General features: G+C 70.7%; 20 protein-coding genes and 1 tRNA gene. 14 read left to right on the top strand and 7 right to left on the bottom strand.

Translation table 11 applies throughout. From position 1 onward, the window contains the following. Positions 1–82: 82 nt before the first annotated feature. From BM430_RS13560 to BM430_RS13550, 3 genes are read right to left on the bottom strand one after another with little or no spacing between them, the layout of a single operon-like run. Entirely contained in the window at positions 83–643 is a 561-nt protein-coding gene (locus BM430_RS13560; RefSeq protein WP_177303040.1) for a YceI family protein, read from the bottom strand. Positions 644–654: 11 nt separating this feature from the next. Next, the gene (locus BM430_RS13555) at positions 655–1,245 is read right to left on the bottom strand and encodes a cytochrome b (RefSeq protein ID WP_093567789.1); all 591 of its coding nucleotides are present in this window, start codon (positions 1,243–1,245) and stop codon (positions 655–657) included. Positions 1,246–1,274: 29 nt separating this feature from the next. Then, positions 1,275–1,889, bottom strand: coding sequence for a YceI family protein (locus BM430_RS13550; protein WP_244539480.1), 615 nt, complete (start codon positions 1,887–1,889; stop codon positions 1,275–1,277). Positions 1,890–2,014: 125 nt separating this feature from the next. Here BM430_RS13550 and BM430_RS13545 point away from each other — a divergent pair, with 125 nt between their 5' ends. Continuing rightward, positions 2,015–2,956: a LysR family transcriptional regulator gene (locus BM430_RS13545; RefSeq protein WP_093567788.1), complete on the top strand. Its 942-nt coding sequence runs from the start codon at positions 2,015–2,017 to the stop codon at positions 2,954–2,956. A gap of 15 nt (positions 2,957–2,971) precedes the next feature. On the opposite strand, the gene BM430_RS13540 is transcribed toward BM430_RS13545, so the two are convergent. Continuing rightward, on the bottom strand, positions 2,972–3,841 hold the full coding sequence (locus BM430_RS13540; protein WP_177303039.1) for an alpha/beta fold hydrolase: 870 nt from the start codon (positions 3,839–3,841) through the stop codon (positions 2,972–2,974). A 231-nt stretch (positions 3,842–4,072) separates the two neighbouring features. On the opposite strand from BM430_RS13540, the gene BM430_RS13535 reads away from it, so the two are divergent. Next, positions 4,073–5,563, top strand: a complete 1,491-nt coding sequence (locus BM430_RS13535) for a mannitol dehydrogenase family protein (protein ID WP_093567786.1) — start codon at positions 4,073–4,075, stop codon at positions 5,561–5,563. 18 nt (positions 5,564–5,581) lie between these two features. Here the strand turns inward: BM430_RS13535 and BM430_RS13530 are convergent, their stop codons facing one another. Then, the gene (locus BM430_RS13530; RefSeq protein WP_093567785.1) at positions 5,582–5,878 is read right to left on the bottom strand and encodes an addiction module antidote protein; all 297 of its coding nucleotides are present in this window, start codon (positions 5,876–5,878) and stop codon (positions 5,582–5,584) included. Between the two features lie 565 nt (positions 5,879–6,443). On the opposite strand from BM430_RS13530, the gene BM430_RS13525 reads away from it, so the two are divergent. The 6 genes from BM430_RS13525 to xylB all read left to right on the top strand — a co-directional run bounded on the left by BM430_RS13525 (position 6,444) and on the right by xylB (position 13,217). Further along, positions 6,444–7,652 (top strand): ABC transporter substrate-binding protein, encoded by a 1,209-nt coding sequence (locus BM430_RS13525; protein ID WP_244539486.1) that lies wholly within the window; start codon positions 6,444–6,446, stop codon positions 7,650–7,652. Between the two features lie 302 nt (positions 7,653–7,954). Beyond that, on the top strand, positions 7,955–8,845 hold the full coding sequence (locus BM430_RS13520) for a carbohydrate ABC transporter permease (RefSeq protein WP_093567783.1): 891 nt from the start codon (positions 7,955–7,957) through the stop codon (positions 8,843–8,845). Position 8,846: 1 nt separating this feature from the next. Next, positions 8,847–9,665, top strand: coding sequence for a carbohydrate ABC transporter permease (locus BM430_RS13515; protein ID WP_244539479.1), 819 nt, complete (start codon positions 8,847–8,849; stop codon positions 9,663–9,665). Positions 9,666–9,677: 12 nt separating this feature from the next. After that, the gene (gene ugpC / locus BM430_RS13510; protein ID WP_093567781.1) at positions 9,678–10,781 is read left to right on the top strand and encodes an ABC transporter ATP-binding protein; all 1,104 of its coding nucleotides are present in this window, start codon (positions 9,678–9,680) and stop codon (positions 10,779–10,781) included. Between the two features lie 10 nt (positions 10,782–10,791). Continuing rightward, entirely contained in the window at positions 10,792–11,763 is a 972-nt protein-coding gene (locus BM430_RS13505; protein ID WP_093567780.1) for a carbohydrate kinase family protein, read from the top strand. Further along, complete coding sequence (gene xylB / locus BM430_RS13500; RefSeq protein ID WP_093567779.1) at positions 11,763–13,217, top strand: xylulokinase; 1,455 nt, start codon at positions 11,763–11,765, stop codon at positions 13,215–13,217. The genes BM430_RS13505 and xylB overlap by 1 nt, the downstream gene beginning before the upstream one ends. A gap of 291 nt (positions 13,218–13,508) precedes the next feature. Here xylB and BM430_RS13495 read toward each other — a convergent pair whose 3' ends face one another. Further along, the gene (locus tag BM430_RS13495) at positions 13,509–14,837 is read right to left on the bottom strand and encodes an MFS transporter (protein ID WP_093567778.1); all 1,329 of its coding nucleotides are present in this window, start codon (positions 14,835–14,837) and stop codon (positions 13,509–13,511) included. Positions 14,838–15,098: 261 nt separating this feature from the next. Between BM430_RS13495 and BM430_RS13490 the strand changes: the two genes are divergently transcribed. The 6 genes from BM430_RS13490 (at position 15,099) to BM430_RS13460 (ending at position 18,194) form a co-directional block, all read left to right on the top strand. Next, positions 15,099–15,344 carry a hypothetical protein gene (locus BM430_RS13490; protein WP_093567777.1) on the top strand — a complete coding sequence of 82 codons (246 nt, stop codon included), beginning with the start codon at positions 15,099–15,101 and terminating at the stop codon, positions 15,342–15,344. Continuing rightward, positions 15,341–16,510 carry a hypothetical protein gene (locus tag BM430_RS33955; protein ID WP_143132023.1) on the top strand — a complete coding sequence of 390 codons (1,170 nt, stop codon included), beginning with the start codon at positions 15,341–15,343 and terminating at the stop codon, positions 16,508–16,510. Before BM430_RS13490 ends, BM430_RS33955 begins: the two co-directional genes overlap by 4 nt. A 26-nt stretch (positions 16,511–16,536) precedes the next feature. Then, a tRNA-Arg gene (locus tag BM430_RS13475) sits at positions 16,537–16,613 on the top strand. A gap of 180 nt (positions 16,614–16,793) precedes the next feature. After that, positions 16,794–17,036, top strand: a complete 243-nt coding sequence (locus BM430_RS13470; protein WP_093567774.1) for a hypothetical protein — start codon at positions 16,794–16,796, stop codon at positions 17,034–17,036. An 84-nt stretch (positions 17,037–17,120) separates the two neighbouring features. Then, positions 17,121–17,312 carry a hypothetical protein gene (locus tag BM430_RS13465; protein ID WP_093567773.1) on the top strand — a complete coding sequence of 64 codons (192 nt, stop codon included), beginning with the start codon at positions 17,121–17,123 and terminating at the stop codon, positions 17,310–17,312. Positions 17,313–17,543: 231 nt separating this feature from the next. After that, the gene (locus tag BM430_RS13460; protein WP_093567772.1) at positions 17,544–18,194 is read left to right on the top strand and encodes a hypothetical protein; all 651 of its coding nucleotides are present in this window, start codon (positions 17,544–17,546) and stop codon (positions 18,192–18,194) included. Positions 18,195–18,217: 23 nt separating this feature from the next. Here the strand turns inward: BM430_RS13460 and BM430_RS13455 are convergent, their stop codons facing one another. Next, positions 18,218–18,427 (bottom strand): hypothetical protein, encoded by a 210-nt coding sequence (locus tag BM430_RS13455; RefSeq protein ID WP_093567771.1) that lies wholly within the window; start codon positions 18,425–18,427, stop codon positions 18,218–18,220. Between the last annotated feature and the right edge of the window lie 154 nt (positions 18,428–18,581).

The raw sequence follows: 18,581 nt of genomic DNA, 5'->3' as shown, positions 1-18,581 counted from the left end.
ACCGCGTCATTCCGGGGCCGCGCAGCGGAACCCGGAATGACGCGGTGGGCGTCAGAACCGTCGAGACAGTCGAACAGACTCTTCAGCCGCCCGACTTCGCGCTCGCCGTCAGGTCGACATCCACCCCGACCTGCAGGGCGACCATCGAGTCGTTGGCCCACGAACCCTGGCCGACGCCGTAATCGGTGCGCACGAGGTCGAGGTGGCCGACCGCGTGGGCGGTGCCGCCCGAGACGGTCAGGCGGAACGGCAGGATCACGTCCTTGCGCATCCCGCGGATCGTCAGCGTGCCGACGGCGTCGTAGGCGTCGCCGCCCTTGGCGACGAAGCGGGTCGCCTCGAAGCGGGCCTGCTTGTCCTTCGACGCGTTGAACCAGTCGGCCTGCGGCAGGGCCTCGTCGCGCTGCTTGTCGCCGGTCTCGGCGCTGGTCAGGTCGATCAGCACCACGGCCTTGCCCGCCTCGGGCTTCTGCGGATCGAAGCTGATCTGCGCGTCGTAGCGGGTGAAGCGGCCCTTGAACGGCGCGCCGACCTGGGTGCCGGAGAAGCCGATGCGGCTCTTGGCCGGATCGACGGTCCAGTCGGCGGCCTGCGCGGCGGCCGGCGCCGCGAGAAGGCCGAGGGCGAGGACGAGAGACTTCATCGCGAGGAACCTCAAGGCTTCGGGCTGGGCCGCGGCACCAGGGGCAGCATCCGCCACAGGGTGTCGTCGCGCAGCGCGAGGTGGTGGCGCAGGGCCGCGCCGACATGCAGGACCAGGAGAGCCATCAGCAGCCAGGCGCCGTAGCTGTGCACGAGCTTCAGCGCACCCTCGACCGCCGCCTTGTTCGGCAACTCGGGCAGGACCGGCAGGTGCGGCCACGGGATCGTCCCGTAGAGCACCGTCGGGATGTTGTAGGGCGAGGCCGAGACCATCGCCCAGCCGACGAGCGGCATGGCCAGCAGCAGGCCGTAGAGCGCGAGATGCGCCAGATGCGCCGCCCGCCGCTCGGCCCGCGGCATCGTCTCGGGCAGCGGCGGCGGCCGGTGGAAGAGCCTCCACACGACGCGCACCACCATCAGCACCAGCACCGTGAGGCCGATGGACTTGTGCCACTGGTAGTAGGCGAAGCGGTCCATCGGCGGGAGCGAGCCCCGCGTCATCACGAGGCCTAAGGCCAGCAGGGCCAGGATGCCGAGGGCGATCAGCCAGTGCAGCACGATCGCGACGAGGGTGTAGCGACGGGGCGTCGCGACCGTGCGCATGGATATCGGGACCTTCGGCTTCCGGGAGATTAGTCCTTGCGCTCGAAGGCGCCGTTGAGGACGAGGTGGACCTCGTCGCTGACCGCCGGCACGAAGGCCTTCACGCCGAAGTCCGAGCGCTTGAGCGTGCCCTTGGCCTCGAAGCCGACGGTCTGCTTCTTGTTCATCGGGTTGGCACCGGCGCCGACCAGCGTCACTTCGAGGGTGACGGGCTTGGTCACGCCGTGCAGGGTCAGGTCGCCGACGACCTTGGCCTTGTCCTTGCCCTCGGGCGTCACCTTGGTGGAGGTGAAGGTCATCTCCGGGAACTGGGCGACGTCGAGGAACTTGTCGCTCTTCAGCGAGTCCAGCATGTGCTGGCTCGGGGTGTAGAGCGACTTCACCGGAATGGTGACCTTCAGGCGGCTCTCGGCGGGCTTGGCCGGCTGCAGATCCAGGGTGCCGGAGACGTCCGAGAAGATACCCGTATACTGCGAGAAGCCGAAGTGGTTGACGGTGAACACCGCCTGGGTGTGGCCGGGATCGACCACGTAGGTGCCCGCCGGGATCTGGGCGGGGTCGCGGGTCGCCGCCCCTTGAGCGCCGGCCGGGGCAGCGAGGGCGAGACCGGCGACGAGGCCGAGGGCGAGGACGGACAGCTTCACGTGACCAACTCCGTGTCGGCGGGACGGGCGCGGCCCGGGACCCGGGCTCGCGGCACCGCACTCCGCGGGCGGCGCTTCGATTAAGCCGGTTCCGTCGCGGGCGTAAGACAGCTAAACCGGGACACATGGTTGCTGGATCGGAAACCTTCCGGGGCGCGCTCTCCGATGTGCGGGCGTTCTGCGCCGTCGTCGATCACGGAACTGTGACCCAGGCGGCGGAAGTTCTGGGGGAAACCAAGGGCAGCATTTCCCGCCGCATCTCGCGGCTGGAGCAGGAACTCGGCGTCACCCTGCTCGCGCGCACGCCGCGGGCGGTCTCGCCGACGGTGGAGGGGCTGGCCTTCCACGCCAAGGCGCAGGAGAGCCTCGGCCTCCTCGACGGCGCGCTCGAGACCGCGCGCAACGCCCGCACCCTGCCGCGGGGCCACCTGCGGGTCACCACCTCGATCGATTTCGGCATCGAGGTGATGCCGGACCTCGTCGCGAGCTTCCGGGGGCTCTACCCGCAGGTCACGATCGACCTCCTCATCACCGATGCGCGGCTCGACCTCGCGGCGAACCGCATCGACCTGGCGCTCCGCCTCGGCAGCGGCGAGGGCCAGGATGGCGGCTACCGCGCGCCGGTCCTGGCGAACCTGATGATCGGGCTCTACGCGGCGCCCGCCTACCTCGCCGCCCGCGGGCACCCTCAGAGCCTCGACGATCTCGGCGCCCACGACCTGATCCTGTCGCGCGAGCGCCTGGGGGCGGCCCAGATGCGGCTCTCCGACGGCCAGGGCCGCGAGGCCCACGTCACCGCCCAGCCGGCGATCCGCGCCACCGACTACGCCACGGTGCTGCGCCTGACCCGGGCCGGCGCCGGCATCGGCCACATTCCGAGCCTGGTGGCGGCCCGGGCGCTCAAGGAGGGCGCCCTGGTGCCGGTTTTGCCCGACTGGGCGAGCCGCGGCGGCGTGCTGCGCGCCGTCAGCCTTGCCGGGCGCGAATTGCCGGCCCGGGTGCGGCTGTTTCGCGACCACGTCCGCCTCGGCCTGGCGGCGATGCGGGAGGAGGCGGGGCCGGGGTGAAGGCCCTCGACCCGCTCATACGGCCGACGCATCCGGCCCGGCGATGAACGCCCGCATCACCCCGAACACCCGCTCCGGGTCGTCGCCGTGGATGTCGTGGCCACACTCGCTCAAGCGCTCGAACCGCAGCAGGTGCGCGGGGATCGCGGCAGCGATCTCCTCGACCAGGGGCATCGGCGCGATGGGGTCGTGTTCGCCCGCCATCAGCAGCACGGGGCAGCGCAAGCGGCCGAGATCGGCGCGGAAATCGAAGCGGCCGTGCTCGTTGCGCGGGCCGTTGAAGTGCAGCGCCACCTCCGTGCGCATGATCACCCGCGAGAGGTCGGCGGCCGGTCGGTCCCGGCGGTGGCGGTAGAAGGGAACGCAGCATTCGATAAAGAGGGCGCGTCCCTCGGCGGTCGGGTTCGTCCAGTAGCTCTCGGCGATGGCCCCGACCTCCGGACCGCCCACGCGGGCGAAGGCGGAGAAGACGGTCGGGAAATCGATCCGCGCCGCCGTGCTGAGCAGGATGAGCTTGCCCGGATGGCCGGGATAGCGGGTGGCGTAGGCCTGCGCGACGAAGCCCCCGAACGACAGGCCGCAGACGATCGGCCGAACGAGGCCGAGCGCGTCGCACAGGCCCTTCACGTCGTCGGCCCATTGCGCGAGAGTCCAGGTCGCGGGATCGTCGCCCTCGCTGCGGCCGTTGCCGCGATGGTCGTAGAACACCACCTGGGCGACATCGGCGAGTTGCGCGAAAGCCTCTTTGAAGGGGACATGGTCGAAGCCCGGTCCGCCATGCAGCATCAGGAGGGTCGGCTTCTCGCGCATCCCCTCCGGCCCCGGCACGAGGCCGACATTCGCCACGTCGACGAAGAGGCGCACGCCGTTCACCAGGATATGCATGGGGTCGTCCCTCCAGGGCCAGCGGACCGGGATGCGGCGCCCGGTTGTCCCTACGGCAGGATCGCATGTGCCTCGTCGGCCCGCTACAGCCGATCCGGACGACGACGCGACCCGATGCGTCGTCCGGTCTGCCCTGCGCCCCACCGGGGAACCATCGACGCTGCCGCGGCAGAGCATTAATTCAGAGGCTCCTGCGGGCACCTTCGCCCGCCGCCGATCCGAGCGACGACCATGAGCGCAGACCGCGATCCCGTGCCCCTCCGCCGCGCCACGCTGGCTGCCCTCTCGCCGAGCGTGCGGGTGCCCACCTACGACGTGACGCGGATGCGCGCGGGCATCGTCCATCTCGGCCTCGGGGGTTTTCACCGGGCGCACATGGCCCGCTACACCCACGACCTGATGGAGCGCGACCCGGACGCGCTGGCCTTCGGCATCCTCGGGGTCGGGCTGATGCCGGGCGACCGGCGGATGATCGACGCGCTGGCGCCGCAGGACGCGCTCTACACCCTCGTCGAGCGCGAGGGCGCGGACGAGACCGTGACGGTGATCGGGTCGCTCGCCGGCGTCGCCTTCGCGGGCGAGACCAGCGCGGCCGTGCTCGACGCCATCGACGACCCGGCGATCCGCATCGTCAGCCTGACGGTGACCGAGAACGGCTACTGCCTCGACCCGGCGACGAAGCGGCTCGACCTCGACCACCCGCTGATCCGCGCGGATCTCGCCGCGCCCGAGCGGCCGAAGAGCGCGATCGGCGTCATCGTCGAGGCCCTGCGGCGCCGGCGCGCCGCCGGTCGCCCCGCCTTCACCCCGCTGACCTGCGACAACATCCAGCACAACGGCGACGTCCTGCGCGACGCGGTGACGGCGCTGGCGCGCGAACGCGACCCGGCCCTCGCCGAGTGGATCACGACGGACGTCGTCTTCCCCTCGACCATGGTCGACCGCATCACCCCGGTGACCGCGCCGGCCGCCGTCGCGGGCCTCGCCGAGCGCCACGGCCTCGCCGATGCCTGGCCGGTCTTCAGCGAGACCTTCACCCAGTGGGTGATCGAGGACCGCTTCCCCGCCGGCCGCCCGGCCTGGGAAAAGGTCGGCGCGCAATTCGTGGAGGACGTCGCGCCCTACGAGTTCATGAAGCTGCGCCTCCTCAACGGCAGCCACCTCGCGGTCTCGGGGCTGGGGCGGCTCGCCGGCTACGTCACGATCGACGAATCGATGGCCGACTCCCGCATCGCCGCGGTGATGACGGCGCTGATGGACCGGGAGACCGGCCCGACCGTGCCGCCGGTGCCGGGGATCGATCTGGCCGCGTACAAGCGCACCCTGGTGGCGCGCTTCGCCAACCCGGCGATCCGCGACACGGTGGAGCGGGTCAACACCGACGCGCCGCTCAACGTGCTGGTCGATCCGATCCGCGGCCGGCTGGCGCAGGGCGGCAGCGTCACGTTCCTGGCCCTGGCGCTGGCCGCCTGGCTGCGCCGGGTCCGCGGCGTGGACGAGCGCGGCGGCGCGATCGAGGTGCGCCACCCGATGGCGGCGCTCCTGCGCGAGAAAGCCGTCGAGGGCGGCGACGACCCGCGCCCGCTGCTCGGCATCCGCCCGCTCTTCGGCGAGCTCGGCGACGACCCGCGCCTCGTGGAGCCGGTCGCGGAATGGCTCGGGATGCTCGACGGGAAGGGTATCCAGGCGACGCTCGACGAGGCGGCGCGGCGGGCGGCGTGAGGCCGGCGGGGCGGTCCTTCAGGCCGCCCCGGTGACTGGGGTGACGGTCAGCTTCAGCCCGAGCGCCTTGAGCACCGCCATCAGAGTCGTGAGCTGCGGATTCCCCTTGTCGGACAGGGTGCGATAGAGGGTCTCCCGGGACAGGCCGGTCTCCCGGGCGACCTGGGCCATGCCTTGCGCCCGGGCGATGTCGCCGAGCGCGGCGGCGAGCAGTACAGGGTCGCCCTCCTCCAGGACGGCTTCCAGGTAGAGCGCCACGCGCTCCGGCGTGTCGAGGCTGTCGACAACGTCCCACGGGACGGTCTCGAGAGGCATGGCGTCACTCCTGTCTGGCGAGATGCTTTGCGGCGAGGATGCCTGTCCCTGACCAAACTCGCGACAGTTCAGAACGAGGCGCGTCCCCCTCTCCCGTGTGGGAGAGGGGTTAGGGGTGAGGGTGGCTCGGCTTCCGGATAGGCCGCCAAGCGTCGAGCTGCGAAGCTCAATGGTTCAGTTTAATTGCGGCACCGTCTCCACCCTCACCCCTACCCCTCTCCCACACGGGAGAGGGGATCCCGCGCCAATTTTTTTCACCAAAAAAGCTTCACAGCGACATATTTTCTCTACGTCATATCATAGCCCCGACATCCTCGACACGCACACTAAGCCCCGAGGACGACGCTGCCGCCGCGGCACCGCCCCACCGCCCTCCCCGCTTGACGCCGTCCCGCCGGACGCTCACCAATTGTGCGCAACGGCGCCCCCACCCGGTGAGAGCGGCGCGACGGGAGGATACGACGTGAGACGGACGCACATTCTGCTGCTCGCCGGGGCCCTCCTCGCCGGCACGCCGGCCCTGGCCGAGTCGACCCTGACCATCGCCACCGTCAACAACGGCGACATGGTGGTGATGCAGAAGCTGTCCTCGGCCTTCGAGAAGGCGCATCCAGACATCAAGCTGCGCTGGGTGGTGCTGGAGGAGAACGTGCTGCGCCAGCGCGTCACCACCGACATCGCCACCAAGGCCGGCCAGTTCGATGTCCTGACGATCGGCAATTACGAGGTGCCGATCTGGGCGAAGCAAAACTGGCTCGAGCCGATGGACGGCCTGCCGGCCGACTACGACGCCAACGACCTGCTCAAGACCGTCCGCGAAGGCGTGAGCCGGGACGGCAAGCTCTACGCGCTGCCGTTCTACGCCGAGAGCGCGATGACGTATTACCGCAAGGACCTGTTCGACAAGGCCGGCCTGACCATGCCGGAGGCGCCGACCTACGACGAGATCAAGGGCTTCGCCGCCAAGCTCACCGACAAGGCCAGCCAGACCTACGGCATCTGCCTGCGCGGCAAGCCGGGCTGGGGCGAGAACATGGCCTACGTGACGACCCTCGTCGACACCTTCGGCGGGCAGTGGTTCGGCGACGGCTGGAAGACCACGATCGACACGCCCGAGTGGAAGCAGGCGCTGACCTACTACACGGACGTGCTGAAGAATTACGGCCCGCCCGGCGCGACCTCGAACGGCTTCAACGAGAACCTGGCGCTGTTCGCCAGCGGCCGCTGCGCGATGTGGATCGACTCGACCGTCGCGGCCGGCCTGCTCTACGACCCGAAGCAGTCTCAGGTCGCCGACAAGGTGGCCTTCGCGCCGATGCCGGTCGGCACCTTCAAGGGCGGGCCGACCTGGCTGTGGAGCTGGAACCTCGGCATCCCGGCCTCCTCCAAGCAGAAGGACGCCGCCAAGACCTTCGTCGCCTGGGCCACCAGCAAGGCGTATGTCGAGATGGTCGCCAAGGAGAATGGGTGGGTCGCGGTGCCGCCGGGCACCCGCGAATCGACCTACAAAAGCGCCGACTACCAGAAGGCCGCGCCCTTCGCGGGCTTCGTCATGAAGGCGATCGACAGCGCCAACCCGAGCGGCCAGACCAGGAACCCCCGGCCCTATACCGGCGCGCAATTCGTGGCGATCCCGGAGTTCCAGGGCATCGGCACCCAGGTCGGCCAGACGGTCGCGGCGACGCTGACCGGCCAGCAGACGATCGACGCGGCGCTCAAGGCCGCGCAATCGGCGACCGAGCGGACGATGCGGCAGGCGGGGTATCCGAAGTAGGACCGAGTTACGGGACCGATCCCGGGACAAGAAGAGGCGCACTCCCCTCTCCCGTGTGGGAGAGGGGTTGGGTGGTGAGGGTGCTACGCTTGAGTGTAAAGCTCAGACCGTTGTGCTGGCAGCTCGACGCTTAGCGTCAGACTCAGGACCGCAGCACCCTCACCCCTACCCCTCTCCCACACGGGAGAGGGGATCCCGCGCCTTCCCTTGATCCGGGCAAGTCCGTCAGGCTCGGAAAGATCCGACGACACCGGGGCCGCAAGCGGCCCCGACCCGCGACCCGCGCGACGAGGCGACGCCGGATGTCCACCCCCACCACGGCTCCCGCGAAGGGCCGCCGCTTCAACGGCCTGCCGCTCATCGGCCCCTCGGTCACCGTGCTGCTGATCTGGATGATCGTGCCGCTGGTGATGACCGTGTGGTTCTCGTTCCAGCGCTACAACCTGCTCGACCCGACGGTGACGGGCTTCGCAGGGTTCGACAATTACGAGTTCCTGGTCACCGATCCGGATTTCTGGGCCTCGCTCACCAACACGCTGCTCCTCGTCGGCTCGGTGCTGGTGATCACGGTGGTCGGCGGCACGCTGCTGGCGGTTCTGTTCGACCAGCCGTTCCCGGGCCGCGACGTCGCCCGGCTGTTCGCGATCGCGCCGTTCTTCGTCATGCCGACGGTCGCGGCGCTGATCTGGAAGAACCTGATGATGCATCCGATCTACGGCGTCTTCGGCGCCGTGGCCCGGGCGCTGGGCCTTCCCGCCGTCGACTGGTTCGCCGATTATCCCCTCCTCTCCGTCATCCTGATCGTGTCGTGGGAGTGGCTGCCCTTCGCGCTCCTGATCCTGCTCACCGCCGTCCAGTCCCTCGACCGCGAGCAGCTGGAGGCCGCCCGCATGGACGGGGCCGGCGCAATGGCGCAGTTCTTCTACATCGTGCTGCCGCACCTCTCCCGGGCGATCAGCGTGGTGGTGATGATCGAGACGATTTTTTTGCTCACCGTCTTCGCCGAGATCTACGTCACCACCGCGGGCGGGCCCGGCAACGCCACCACCAACCTCGCCTTCCTGATCTACGCCCGCGCGCTGCTGCAATACGATGTCGGCGGCGCCTCGGCCGGCGGCGTGGTGGCGATCATCCTCGCCAACATCGTGGCGTTCTTCCTCGTGCGCACCATCGCGCGCCGGCTGGAGGTGTGAGGTGGCGAAACAATCCCCCCTGAAGCGCGCCGGCATCGCATTCCTCGGCTGGGGGGCGGCCTTCGTGCTGTTCTTTCCGCTCCTGTGGATGCTGCTCACCAGCCTGAAGAGCGAGCCGGAGGCGGTGACGCCGTCGCTGACCTTCGCGCCGACGCTCCAGAGCTACGGCGACGTGCTGGCGCGGGCCGATTACCTCTCCTTCGCGCTCAACTCGGTGCTGATCTCGGTCGGCGGCACGGTGCTGGCGCTGGCGCTCGCCATCCCGGCGGCCTACGTCATGGCCTTCCACCCGACGAAGCGCACCCGCTCGACGCTGCTGTGGATGCTCTCGACCAAGATGCTGCCCTCCGTCGGCGTGCTGGTGCCGATCTACCTCCTGTTCCGCACCCTCGGTCTCCTCGACAGCCGCATCGGCCTCATCCTCGTCTACATGCTGATGAACCTGCCGATCGTGGTCTGGATGCTGTTCACCTTCTTCAAGGAGGTGCCGAACGACATCCTGGAGGCCGGGCGGATGGACGGCGCCCGCACCGGTGCCGAGGTCTGGCACCTGCTCCTGCCGCTGACCCTGCCGGGCGTCGCCTCGACGGGTCTGCTCTCGCTGATCCTGTGCTGGAACGAGGCGTTCTGGAGCCTCAACCTGACCTCGTCGGCGGCAGCCCCCCTCACCGCCTTCATCGCCTCGTTCTCGAGCCCGCAAGGCCTGTTCTTCGCCAAGCTGTCCGCCGCCTCGACGGTGGCGGTGGCGCCGATCCTGGTCTTCGGCTGGCTGTCGCAGCGCCAGCTGGTGCGCGGCCTCACCTTCGGCGCCGTCAAGTAGGAGCCCTGAACCATGGCTACCCTTCGCCTCCGGTCCTTGCGCAAGAGCTACGGCGACGCCGAAATCATCAAGGGCGTCGACCTCGACATCGCCGACCGCGAATTCGCGGTCTTCGTCGGCCCCTCGGGCTGCGGGAAGTCGACGCTGCTGCGGATGATCGCCGGCCTGGAAGAGATCACCGGCGGCGACCTATTCATCGACGGCAAGCGCATCAACGACGTCGGCCCGGCCGACCGCGGCCTCGCGATGGTGTTCCAGTCCTACGCGCTCTATCCGCACATGAGCGTGCGCGACAACATGGCCTTCGCGCTCAAGCTCGCCGGGGCCTCGAAGGCGGAGCGGGCCGCCAAGGTGGCGGAGGCCTCGCGCATCCTCCAGCTCGACGCCTATCTCGACCGCAAGCCGAAGGACCTGTCGGGCGGCCAGCGCCAGCGCGTCGCGATCGGGCGGGCCATCGTGCGGCACCCAAAAATCTTCCTGTTCGACGAACCGCTCTCGAACCTCGACGCGGCGCTCCGCGGCCAGATGCGGATCGAGCTGGCGCGGCTCCACCGCGATCTGAACGCCACGATGATCTACGTCACCCACGACCAGGTCGAGGCGATGACGATGGCCGACAAGATCGTGGTGCTCCAGGCCGGGCGGATCGAGCAGGTCGGCTCGCCGCTCGAACTCTACCACCACCCGGCGAACCTGTTCGTCGCCGGCTTCATCGGCAGCCCGCGGATGAACCTGCTTCCGGTGCAGGTGAGCGCCGGCGATCCGGCCGGCGTGCGGGTGGCGTTGCCGGGCGGCGGCGAGGTGGTGGTACCGGTGGAGGCCGGCCGCGCCGCGCCCGGCACGCGGGTGACCCTCGGCATCCGCCCGGAGGCGCTGAAGCCAAGCGCCGACGGGGCGCTCGCCGGCGAGGTGAGCCACGTCGAGCGGCTCGGCGGCCTGACGCTGGCGCATGTGACTGTCGCCGACGGCGCCACGGTGGTGGCGCAGATCGAGGGGAGCGCGGCCGTGCGGACCGGCGAGGCGATCCGCCTGGCGATCGATCCCGCGGCGACGCACCTGTTCGACGGCGAGGGCCGGGCCCTGCCGCACCGGGCGCGGCACCCGCTGGCGGCGTGAGGAATCTCCCATGATCCTGGTCTGCGGCGAAGCCCTGATCGACCTCTTCGTCGAATCCGGACGCCCGGCGCCGGAGCGCGGCGGCTTGCCGGCTTTGGCGGTGGCGGGGGGCTCGCCGTTCAACCTCGCGATCGGCATCCGCCGGCTCGGGGCCGACAGCGCCTTCCTGGCCGGACTGTCCGCCGATGCCTTCGGGCGGATGCTGGCCGACCGGCTGACGGCGGAGGGCGTCGATCTCGCCTTCGCCAAGGAGAGCCCGCGGCCGACGCCGCTCGCCATCGTCTCGACCGGTGCGGACGGCCACCCCGCCTACACCTTCCACGCGGAGGCGTGCGCGCATGCCGATCTCGGCCCCGCCGAGCTGCCGGCGGCTCTGCCCGAGCGTGTCCGGGCGATCGCCATGGGGTCGTTCTCGCTGGTGGCGGAGCCGGTCGGCACCGCCTACGCGGCGCTTGCCGCGCGCGAGGCGCGGCGGCGGGTGATCAGCCTCGATCCCAACCTGCGCCTCGGCCTGATCCCGGATCTCGACCGCTGGCACGCGCGGTTCGACGAACTCGTGGCCAACGCCGACATCGTCAAGCTCTCCGACGAGGACCTGCGGGCGGCCTACGGGACGCACGCCGACGAGGCCTCCCTCGCGCAGGGCTGGCTCGACGCAGGCGTGGCGCTCGTCGTCGTCACCGCCGGGCCGGACGGGGCGCGGGCCTACCACGCCGCCGGACCGGTCGCCGTCCCGGGCCGCCCGGTCACGGTGATCGACACGGTCGGCGCCGGCGACACCTTCCACGCCGCCCTGCTGGCGCGCCTCGACCGGGACGGGCGCCTCTCGCGCGACGCGCTGCTCGGCCTCGACGCCGAGTCCCTCCGGGACATCCTGTCCGAGGCGGTGGCGGCGGCCGGCATCACCTGCACCCGCCTCGGCGCCGACCTGCCGACCCGCGGCGACCTGCTGTCGGTGCTCTCCGGAGAAGTATCCGCCTGATGTATCTCGGTCTCGATCTCGGCACCTCCGGCCTCAAGGCCGTCCTGGCCGACGAGGCGCAAGCCGTCGTCGGGAGCGCCACCGCGCCGCTGACCGTCAGCCGGCCGCATCCGGGCTGGAGCGAGCAGGATCCGGCGCAGTGGTGGCGCGCCCTGGATCAGGTCCTCGACACCCTGAAGGCGCGCCACCCGGCGGAACTCGCGGCGGTCCGGGGCATCGGCCTGTCGGGCCAGCAGCACGGCGCGGTGCTCCTCGACGCGGCGGACCGGGTGCTGCGCCCCTGCATCCTGTGGAACGACACCCGGGCCAGCGCCGAATGCGCCGCCCTGGAGGCGGCCTGGCCGGACCTGCGCCGGGTCGCCGGCAACATCGCCATGCCTGGCTTCACCGCCCCGAAGCTGCTCTGGGTGCGCCGCCACGAGCCGGAGATCTTTTCGAGGACCGCCCGGGTCCTGCTGCCGAAGGCCTGGCTGCGCCTCGCGCTCACCGGCGAGGCGATCGAGGAGATGTCGGACGCCTCCGGCACCCTCTGGCTCGACGTCGCGGCGAGACGCTGGTCGGACGACGCCCTGGCGGCGACGGGGCTCACGCCCGCCGCGATGCCGCGCCTCGTCGAGGGCTCGCAGGAAGCGGGTCGGCTGCGCCCGGACCTCGCCCGGCGCTGGGGCATGGCGAGCCCGCCGCTCCTCGCCGGCGGCGCGGGCGACAACGCCGCCGGCGCGGTCGGGCTCGGGGCGATCCGGCCCGGCGACGCCTTCGTGTCGCTCGGCACTTCCGGCGTGCTGTTCGCCAACACCGACGGGGCACGGCCCTACCCGGAGGGCGCGGTCCACGCCTTCTGCCACGCCCTGCCGGGCCGCTGGCACCAGATGGGCGTGACCCTCTCGGCCGCCGCCTCGCTCGCCTGGTGGGCCGGCATCGCGGGCATCGACGAGGCGCGCCTGGTGGCGGAAATCGGCCCGGTGGAGCGCCCGAGCGAGGCCCTGTTCCTGCCCTACCTCGCCGGCGAGCGCACGCCGCACAACGACGGCGCGGTGCGCGGCGCCTTCGCGGGCCTGTCGGCGGGCACCGAGCGGGCGGCCCTGACGCAGGCGGTGATGGAGGGGGTGGCGTTCTCGCTGCGCGACAGCCTCGACGCGGTGCGGGCCTCCGGCACGCGGATCGAGGCGGCGGACGTCATCGGCGGCGGCTCGCGATCGGGCGCGTGGATCCGCATCCTGGCGAGCGTCCTCGACCTGCCCTTGCGCCCGCTCGCCGAGGGCGAGCAGGGCGGCGCCTTCGGGGCGGCCCGCCTCGCCCGCCTGGCGGTGACCGGCGAGGCGCCGGAGGCGGTCTGCACGCCGCCGGAGCGCGGCGCGACGGTGCTGCCGGACCGGGGCCTGGCCGAAGCCTATGCTGCGCGCCTCGTACGCTATCGCGGGCTGTATCCGGCCTTGAAGGCGCTTGCCGGATGAGAGGCAGCGGCGGCGACACTGCGCAATCGGGCCGCCCACCCCCCTCCATGATTTCCACTAGATCTGCACAAATAAAAGCAAAGCGCGCGATCCCCTCTCCCGTGTGGGAGAGGGGTAGGGTGAGGGTGACACGGTTCCGGATAGATCTCGACCGTTGCGCTGCCAGCACCACGCTCAGCGCTTTATACTGAAGCGTGTCACCCTCACGCGGGATCTTCGATCCCCACGGCCCCTCTCCCAAACGGGAGAGGGGAGACGTGCTCTATTCTTACCCGGCAGATCGGGCAGACATCACTCCGCCGGCGCCGCCTTGCGGGCCGTCGCGTCCTCCAGGTCGCGGCTGACCTTGAGGGTCATCGCCACGAGGCCGCCCGCGAGGGTGACGGCGCCGAGCACGAGCAGGCCGGCGGTGAAGGTGCCGGTCAGGTCCTTGAGGTAGCCCATGACGTAGGGCCCGGCGAAGCCGGACAGGTTGCCGATCGAGTTGATCGCCGCGATGCCGGCGGCGGCCGAGCTTCCGGTGAGGAAGGCGCTCGGGATCGGCCAGAGCAGCGGCGGCGTCGCCGAGACGCCGATCTGGCTGAGGCAGAGCAGCCCGAGGATCAGGACCGGGCTCGAGACCAGCCCCGCCCCGGCGACGCCGACCGCCGCGACCATCATGGCGAAGCAGACGTGCTCCCGGCGCTTCAGCGTCCGGTCCGAGCTGCGGCCCAGCAGCACCATGCCGACCGCCCCGAACACGAAGGGCAGCGCGGAGAGCAGGCCGGTCTGGAAGTTGCTGACCCCAAACCCCTTGACGATGGTCGGCAGGAAGAACGCCACGCCGTAGCTCGCCGCGTTGAGGCAGAAATACACGAACGAGCAGGCCAGCACCCGCGGATCCGAGAGCGCCTTGCCGATGCTCATGTGCTCGACGGCGACCTTCTGCTTGCGCTCGGTCTCCAGGCGCGTCTCGAGCCAGGTCTTCTCGTCGGCCTGCAGCCAGTTCGCCTGGGCCGGGCGGTCGGTGAGGTAGAAAATGACGACGACCGACATCACGAGCGACGGCAGCGCCTCGAGGATGAACAGCCACTGCCAGCCCTCGAGCCCGCCCCCGGTGATGTTCAGGAGGGCGCCCGAGACAGGCGCGCCGACGATCGACGAGAACGGGATCGCCAGCATGAACATCGCCACGACGCGGGCGCGGTAGACCGACGGGAACCACAGCGTCAGATAGAAGATGATGCCCGGGAAGAAGCCGGCCTCGGCGATGCCGAGCAGGAAGCGCAGGATGTAGAACACGTACTCGTTGGAGATCCCGGTCGCCCGCGAGATCGGCGAGATGAAGGCGAACAGGGCCGAGATGAGGCCCCAGCTGAACATGATGCGGGCGATCCAGAGCCGGGCGCCGAACTTGTCCAGCGCCAGGTTCGACGGTACTTCGAGCAGGAAGTAGGCGATGAAGAACAGCCCGGCGCCGAAGCCGTAGGCGGCTTCCGACAGCCCGAGGGCCGCGTTCATCTGCAGCTTGGCGAAGCCGACATTGACCCGGTCGAGGTAGGCAACGAAGTAGCAAACGACCAGAAACGGCATCAGCCGCCACATGACCTTACGGATCGTCCTGGTTTCGATCTCTTCCACGGTGAGTTTCCTGCCCTGAGGGTATTGTTGCCGAGCCGCGGCTCTGGAGGCTCTCTAGAGCATCACCCGATCGCGTTGCAATCGGCGATGCTCTAGCTGTTTGATTGTACCGTATTTTCCGCGACGAGGCGGCCTCCATCGCCCCGAGCGCGGCCCGGGCCGGGACGGGGGCATCCGATGCCGGGCCGACCGGCGGGACAAGGGCGCCTGAGACAAGGGCGCCTGAGCCGAACCGCGGGCGCTTCCGCGTGTTGCCCCGGCATGACCGACACGCAAGCCCCCTCCGACCCGACCATCCAGGCCCGCCGGCGCGAGATCGTCGCCGAGCACCTGCTCTTCACCACCCTCTGCTTCCTCGCCGGGCGGCACCCGGATCTGCTCGCCGCCCTCGAGGGCAGCATCGACCACCTGGGCGATCCGGGCGCCGCCGCGACGCAGGACAACGAGGCCGTGCGCGAGATCGCGCGCCGGTTCGTCGCCAGCCTCCGGGCCGAAGCGCGGCCGTGACCGCCGCCGCCGGCTTCACGGAGACCCTCGCCCGGTTCGGCGCCGGCACGCCGGTGGTTTTGTGCCACGACGACGCCGACGGCCTCTCGGCCGGCGCGCTCCTCGCCCGCGCCCTCGCGCGGACCCACTACGGCCCGGCGCGGGTGCGGGTGATCGGGCGCGGCGAAAGCGCCTGGTCCGACGCGGTCCGGGCCGAGCTCGCCGCAGGTCCGCCGGTCGCGGGCCTCGTCGTCGCCGATCTCGGCGTGCAGGCGGAACCGATCCTGCCCGGGGTGCCGACGATCCTCGTCGATCACCACGTCCCGCGCAGCGAGCCCGGCCCGGAGGTCGCGACCGTCATCAGCGGCTACGGCGCGGAGCCGACGCCGACCTCGAGCCTCCTCGCCCAGGCCTGCGCGGCCGCGCTCGTCGGCGAGGCGGAGGCCGAGAGGCTGGTCTGGCTCGCCGCCCTCGGGGCCGTGGGCGATCTCGGCGAGCGCGCGAGCGCGGCGCAGTTTCCCGCCGTGATGGCGGGTGCGCGGCGGTTCGGCACCCTCAAGGCCCTGCGCGAGGCCGTGAGCCTGGTGAACGCCCCGCGCCGCTCCAGCCGCGGTGACGCCGCGCCAGCCCTGCGCCTGCTGCTGCGGGCGGACGGGCCGGACGCCGTCGTCTCCGACGCCTCGCCCGACGGCGAGGCGCTCCGGCAGGCCCGCGCCGAGGTGAAGCAGGCGCTCGACGCCGCGCGCAAGCTGCCGCCGCAGCTTCACGATTACCGCCCTGGCGGAGGGCGGCCTCGACGCCGCGCGCAAGCTGCCGCCGCTCTTCGCCGGCCCAGTCGCGCTGATCCGCTGCGACTCAGCCCTCCAGATCCACCCGCTCGTCGCCCAGTCCTGGACCCACCGCCTGCGCCGGCAGGTGGTGATCGGCGCCAATGCGGGGTTTCGCGAGGGCTTCGTCCATTTCGCCGCCCGCAGCGCCACCGTGCCCGACCTGATCGCCTTCCTGCAGGAGCGCGCCCCTCCCCTCGGTCCCGACGACCAGTTCGCGCGAGGGCACCGGCGCGCCACGGGCGGGCAGGTGACGCGGGAGACCTGGAACCGCTTCGTCGCCGGCCTCGGCTTCGGGCCCGGCGCCGCCGCATGAGGCCGGCGGCCCTCCGCCCCTTTCCCTGTTGCGCTCCGCCGTGAGCCGGGCTACAGAGGCTTCGCGGTCAGCACCCGTAGCTCAGCTGGATAGAGCGTTGCCCTCCGAAGGCAAAGGTCACACGTTCGAATCGTGTCGGGTGCGCCATCTTCCTTAATGTCTTAGTTGGTATGCGGCCCCGGTTTTGATCGGGTCGCGGAAGCGCTGCGGAAGCAGCGAAAACCACACTGCGCCTCGGTGTGGTTGGATAACGTACGTTGCCTCGCCTCTGAAAACGGGCGCTCCGCCCCAGCGGCCGGGCAGACCCTCGAGAGGACGACTCGCACGATGCCGATCAAGGCGCTCAACGACCGCAAGAAGCTCTCGTCCGACTTCAACGAGGCCAACGACGCCTTCATCGATGCGGTGCTGGGCGCGCTCCAGGCCGGCGAGATTCCCATCGATTTGGCCCGGGCCTACCTCGCCCACCCGGTCGCGATGATGCATGCCAGCGGCGCGCAGGCCGTGGCCGATTATTTCGAGCGGATCCTGTCGCAGAAGCCCACGATCGATTGGACGCCGGGCGGCTGAGGTTTGGCCCTGCCATGAAGCCAACGACAGACGAGCGGGCGCATCGCTGATGCCGCACGCTCGGCGCCGAACAGGGAACCGAGCTTGTACAAGGTGACTGGAACCGACCCGACCGGCCGCACGCAGACCTTCGCCTGCGGCACGGATCTGCAGGCACTCGACAAGGTTCGGGAGCTGATGGGGCGAGGCTTCCGCGACATCTCGGTCACTGATCCCAAAGGGCAGCAGACCAACGGGACTGCATTCGAGCGCTCGGTCGGCCTCGAATACGACTGAGAACCGCAAGGTCAGGCATCGGCGACGGAGCACGCAGCAACGCCTGCCCCTCAGGGAGACCTGCCGGCGGCCCGCGGGCGGTGACCGATGACCTCGGGCGAATCCTGTCGCAACATCCGAAGATCGACTGGACGCCGGGCGGCTGAATCGACCAATCTCCAGCCCTCCTCTGCGCGCAGGGTGCTTCCGGGGAGGCGCCGGCGCGGCACCTCGGGCAAAGGGTCGCCTGTCATGAACGTCGTGTCCTTCGCGACCTGTCTGCTGATCGCGGGCACGGGCACCGCCTTGGCACAGGCTGCCTTGGCACAGGCTGCGCCGGCCGAGCGCCCGATCCTCGACTGCGCCGATTTCTCGAAGAAGACGGACGAGGCCGAGCTCATCAAGCGCTTCGGCAAGGAGAACGTCGTCCGCGGCAAGCTGGACGGCGCCGAGGGCGAGACCGTGCCGGGCACGATCGTCTATCCGAAGGACCCGGCCCGCCGTCTCGAGATCAGCTGGTGGGATACGGGCAAGCGACGGGGTCTCGCCGGCATCACGGTGAAGGACCGGTCGGCGTGGCTGGTGCGCACGCCCGGCGCGGCGCGCCCGACGATCGGACTGGGGGCGGGCCTCGACGAGGTCGGGGCCGCCAACGAGAAGCCGTTCCAGATCAACGGTTTCGGCTGGGATTACGGCGGCTACGGAATGGGCTGGAAGGGCGGCAGGCTCGATCGGATGGCCGGCGGATGCAGCCTGTCCGCGCGCTTCAATCCGGATCCCAAGGTGAAAGGCAAGGCGCTCGACAGGGTCTCAGGCGAGAAGGAGTTCGGTTCGTCCGATCCCGCGCTGCGGGCCGTGAAGCCGTCCCTGTCGTCGATCACGATCGGGTGGCCGGAGAAGTAGACGCGCCCCGGCTCGGCCGCCCCTCACCGCCGCCGCCTGCGCTTCGTCTGCCCGGTGTCGCATCGCCGCGCGATGCATTGGTTGTAGGCCGGCTGGCGCAGGTTGGTGGCGTCGCCGCAGCGCCAGATGCAGCGTTGGGCCTCCATTGCATCGGCCGGGGCAGCCTTCGCGTCCGTGGCCGCCAGGAGTGTCAGAACCACCGGAGCCAGAAGCCCCGGGATCGCGCGCCGCATCGTCCGCTCCCGCCTCGTCGCCTCGTCGCCTGAGCGTAGCGCAAAGCCGGCGCCGGGCCGCCTTCTCCGATGGGCCGACCTCTGGGGACGGCAGCGTCGCCGAACGAGGGAGGCGCGTCACCCGCACGGAGGCGCGGACCGTCCGCGTACCGCC

It is taken from the genome of Methylobacterium sp. 174MFSha1.1, assembly GCF_900116815.1.
In the GTDB taxonomy this organism is placed as follows: domain Bacteria; phylum Pseudomonadota; class Alphaproteobacteria; order Rhizobiales; family Beijerinckiaceae; genus Methylobacterium.
Note: the sequence above shows the minus strand (reverse complement) of the source record. Positions and strands in the feature narration are given on the sequence as shown.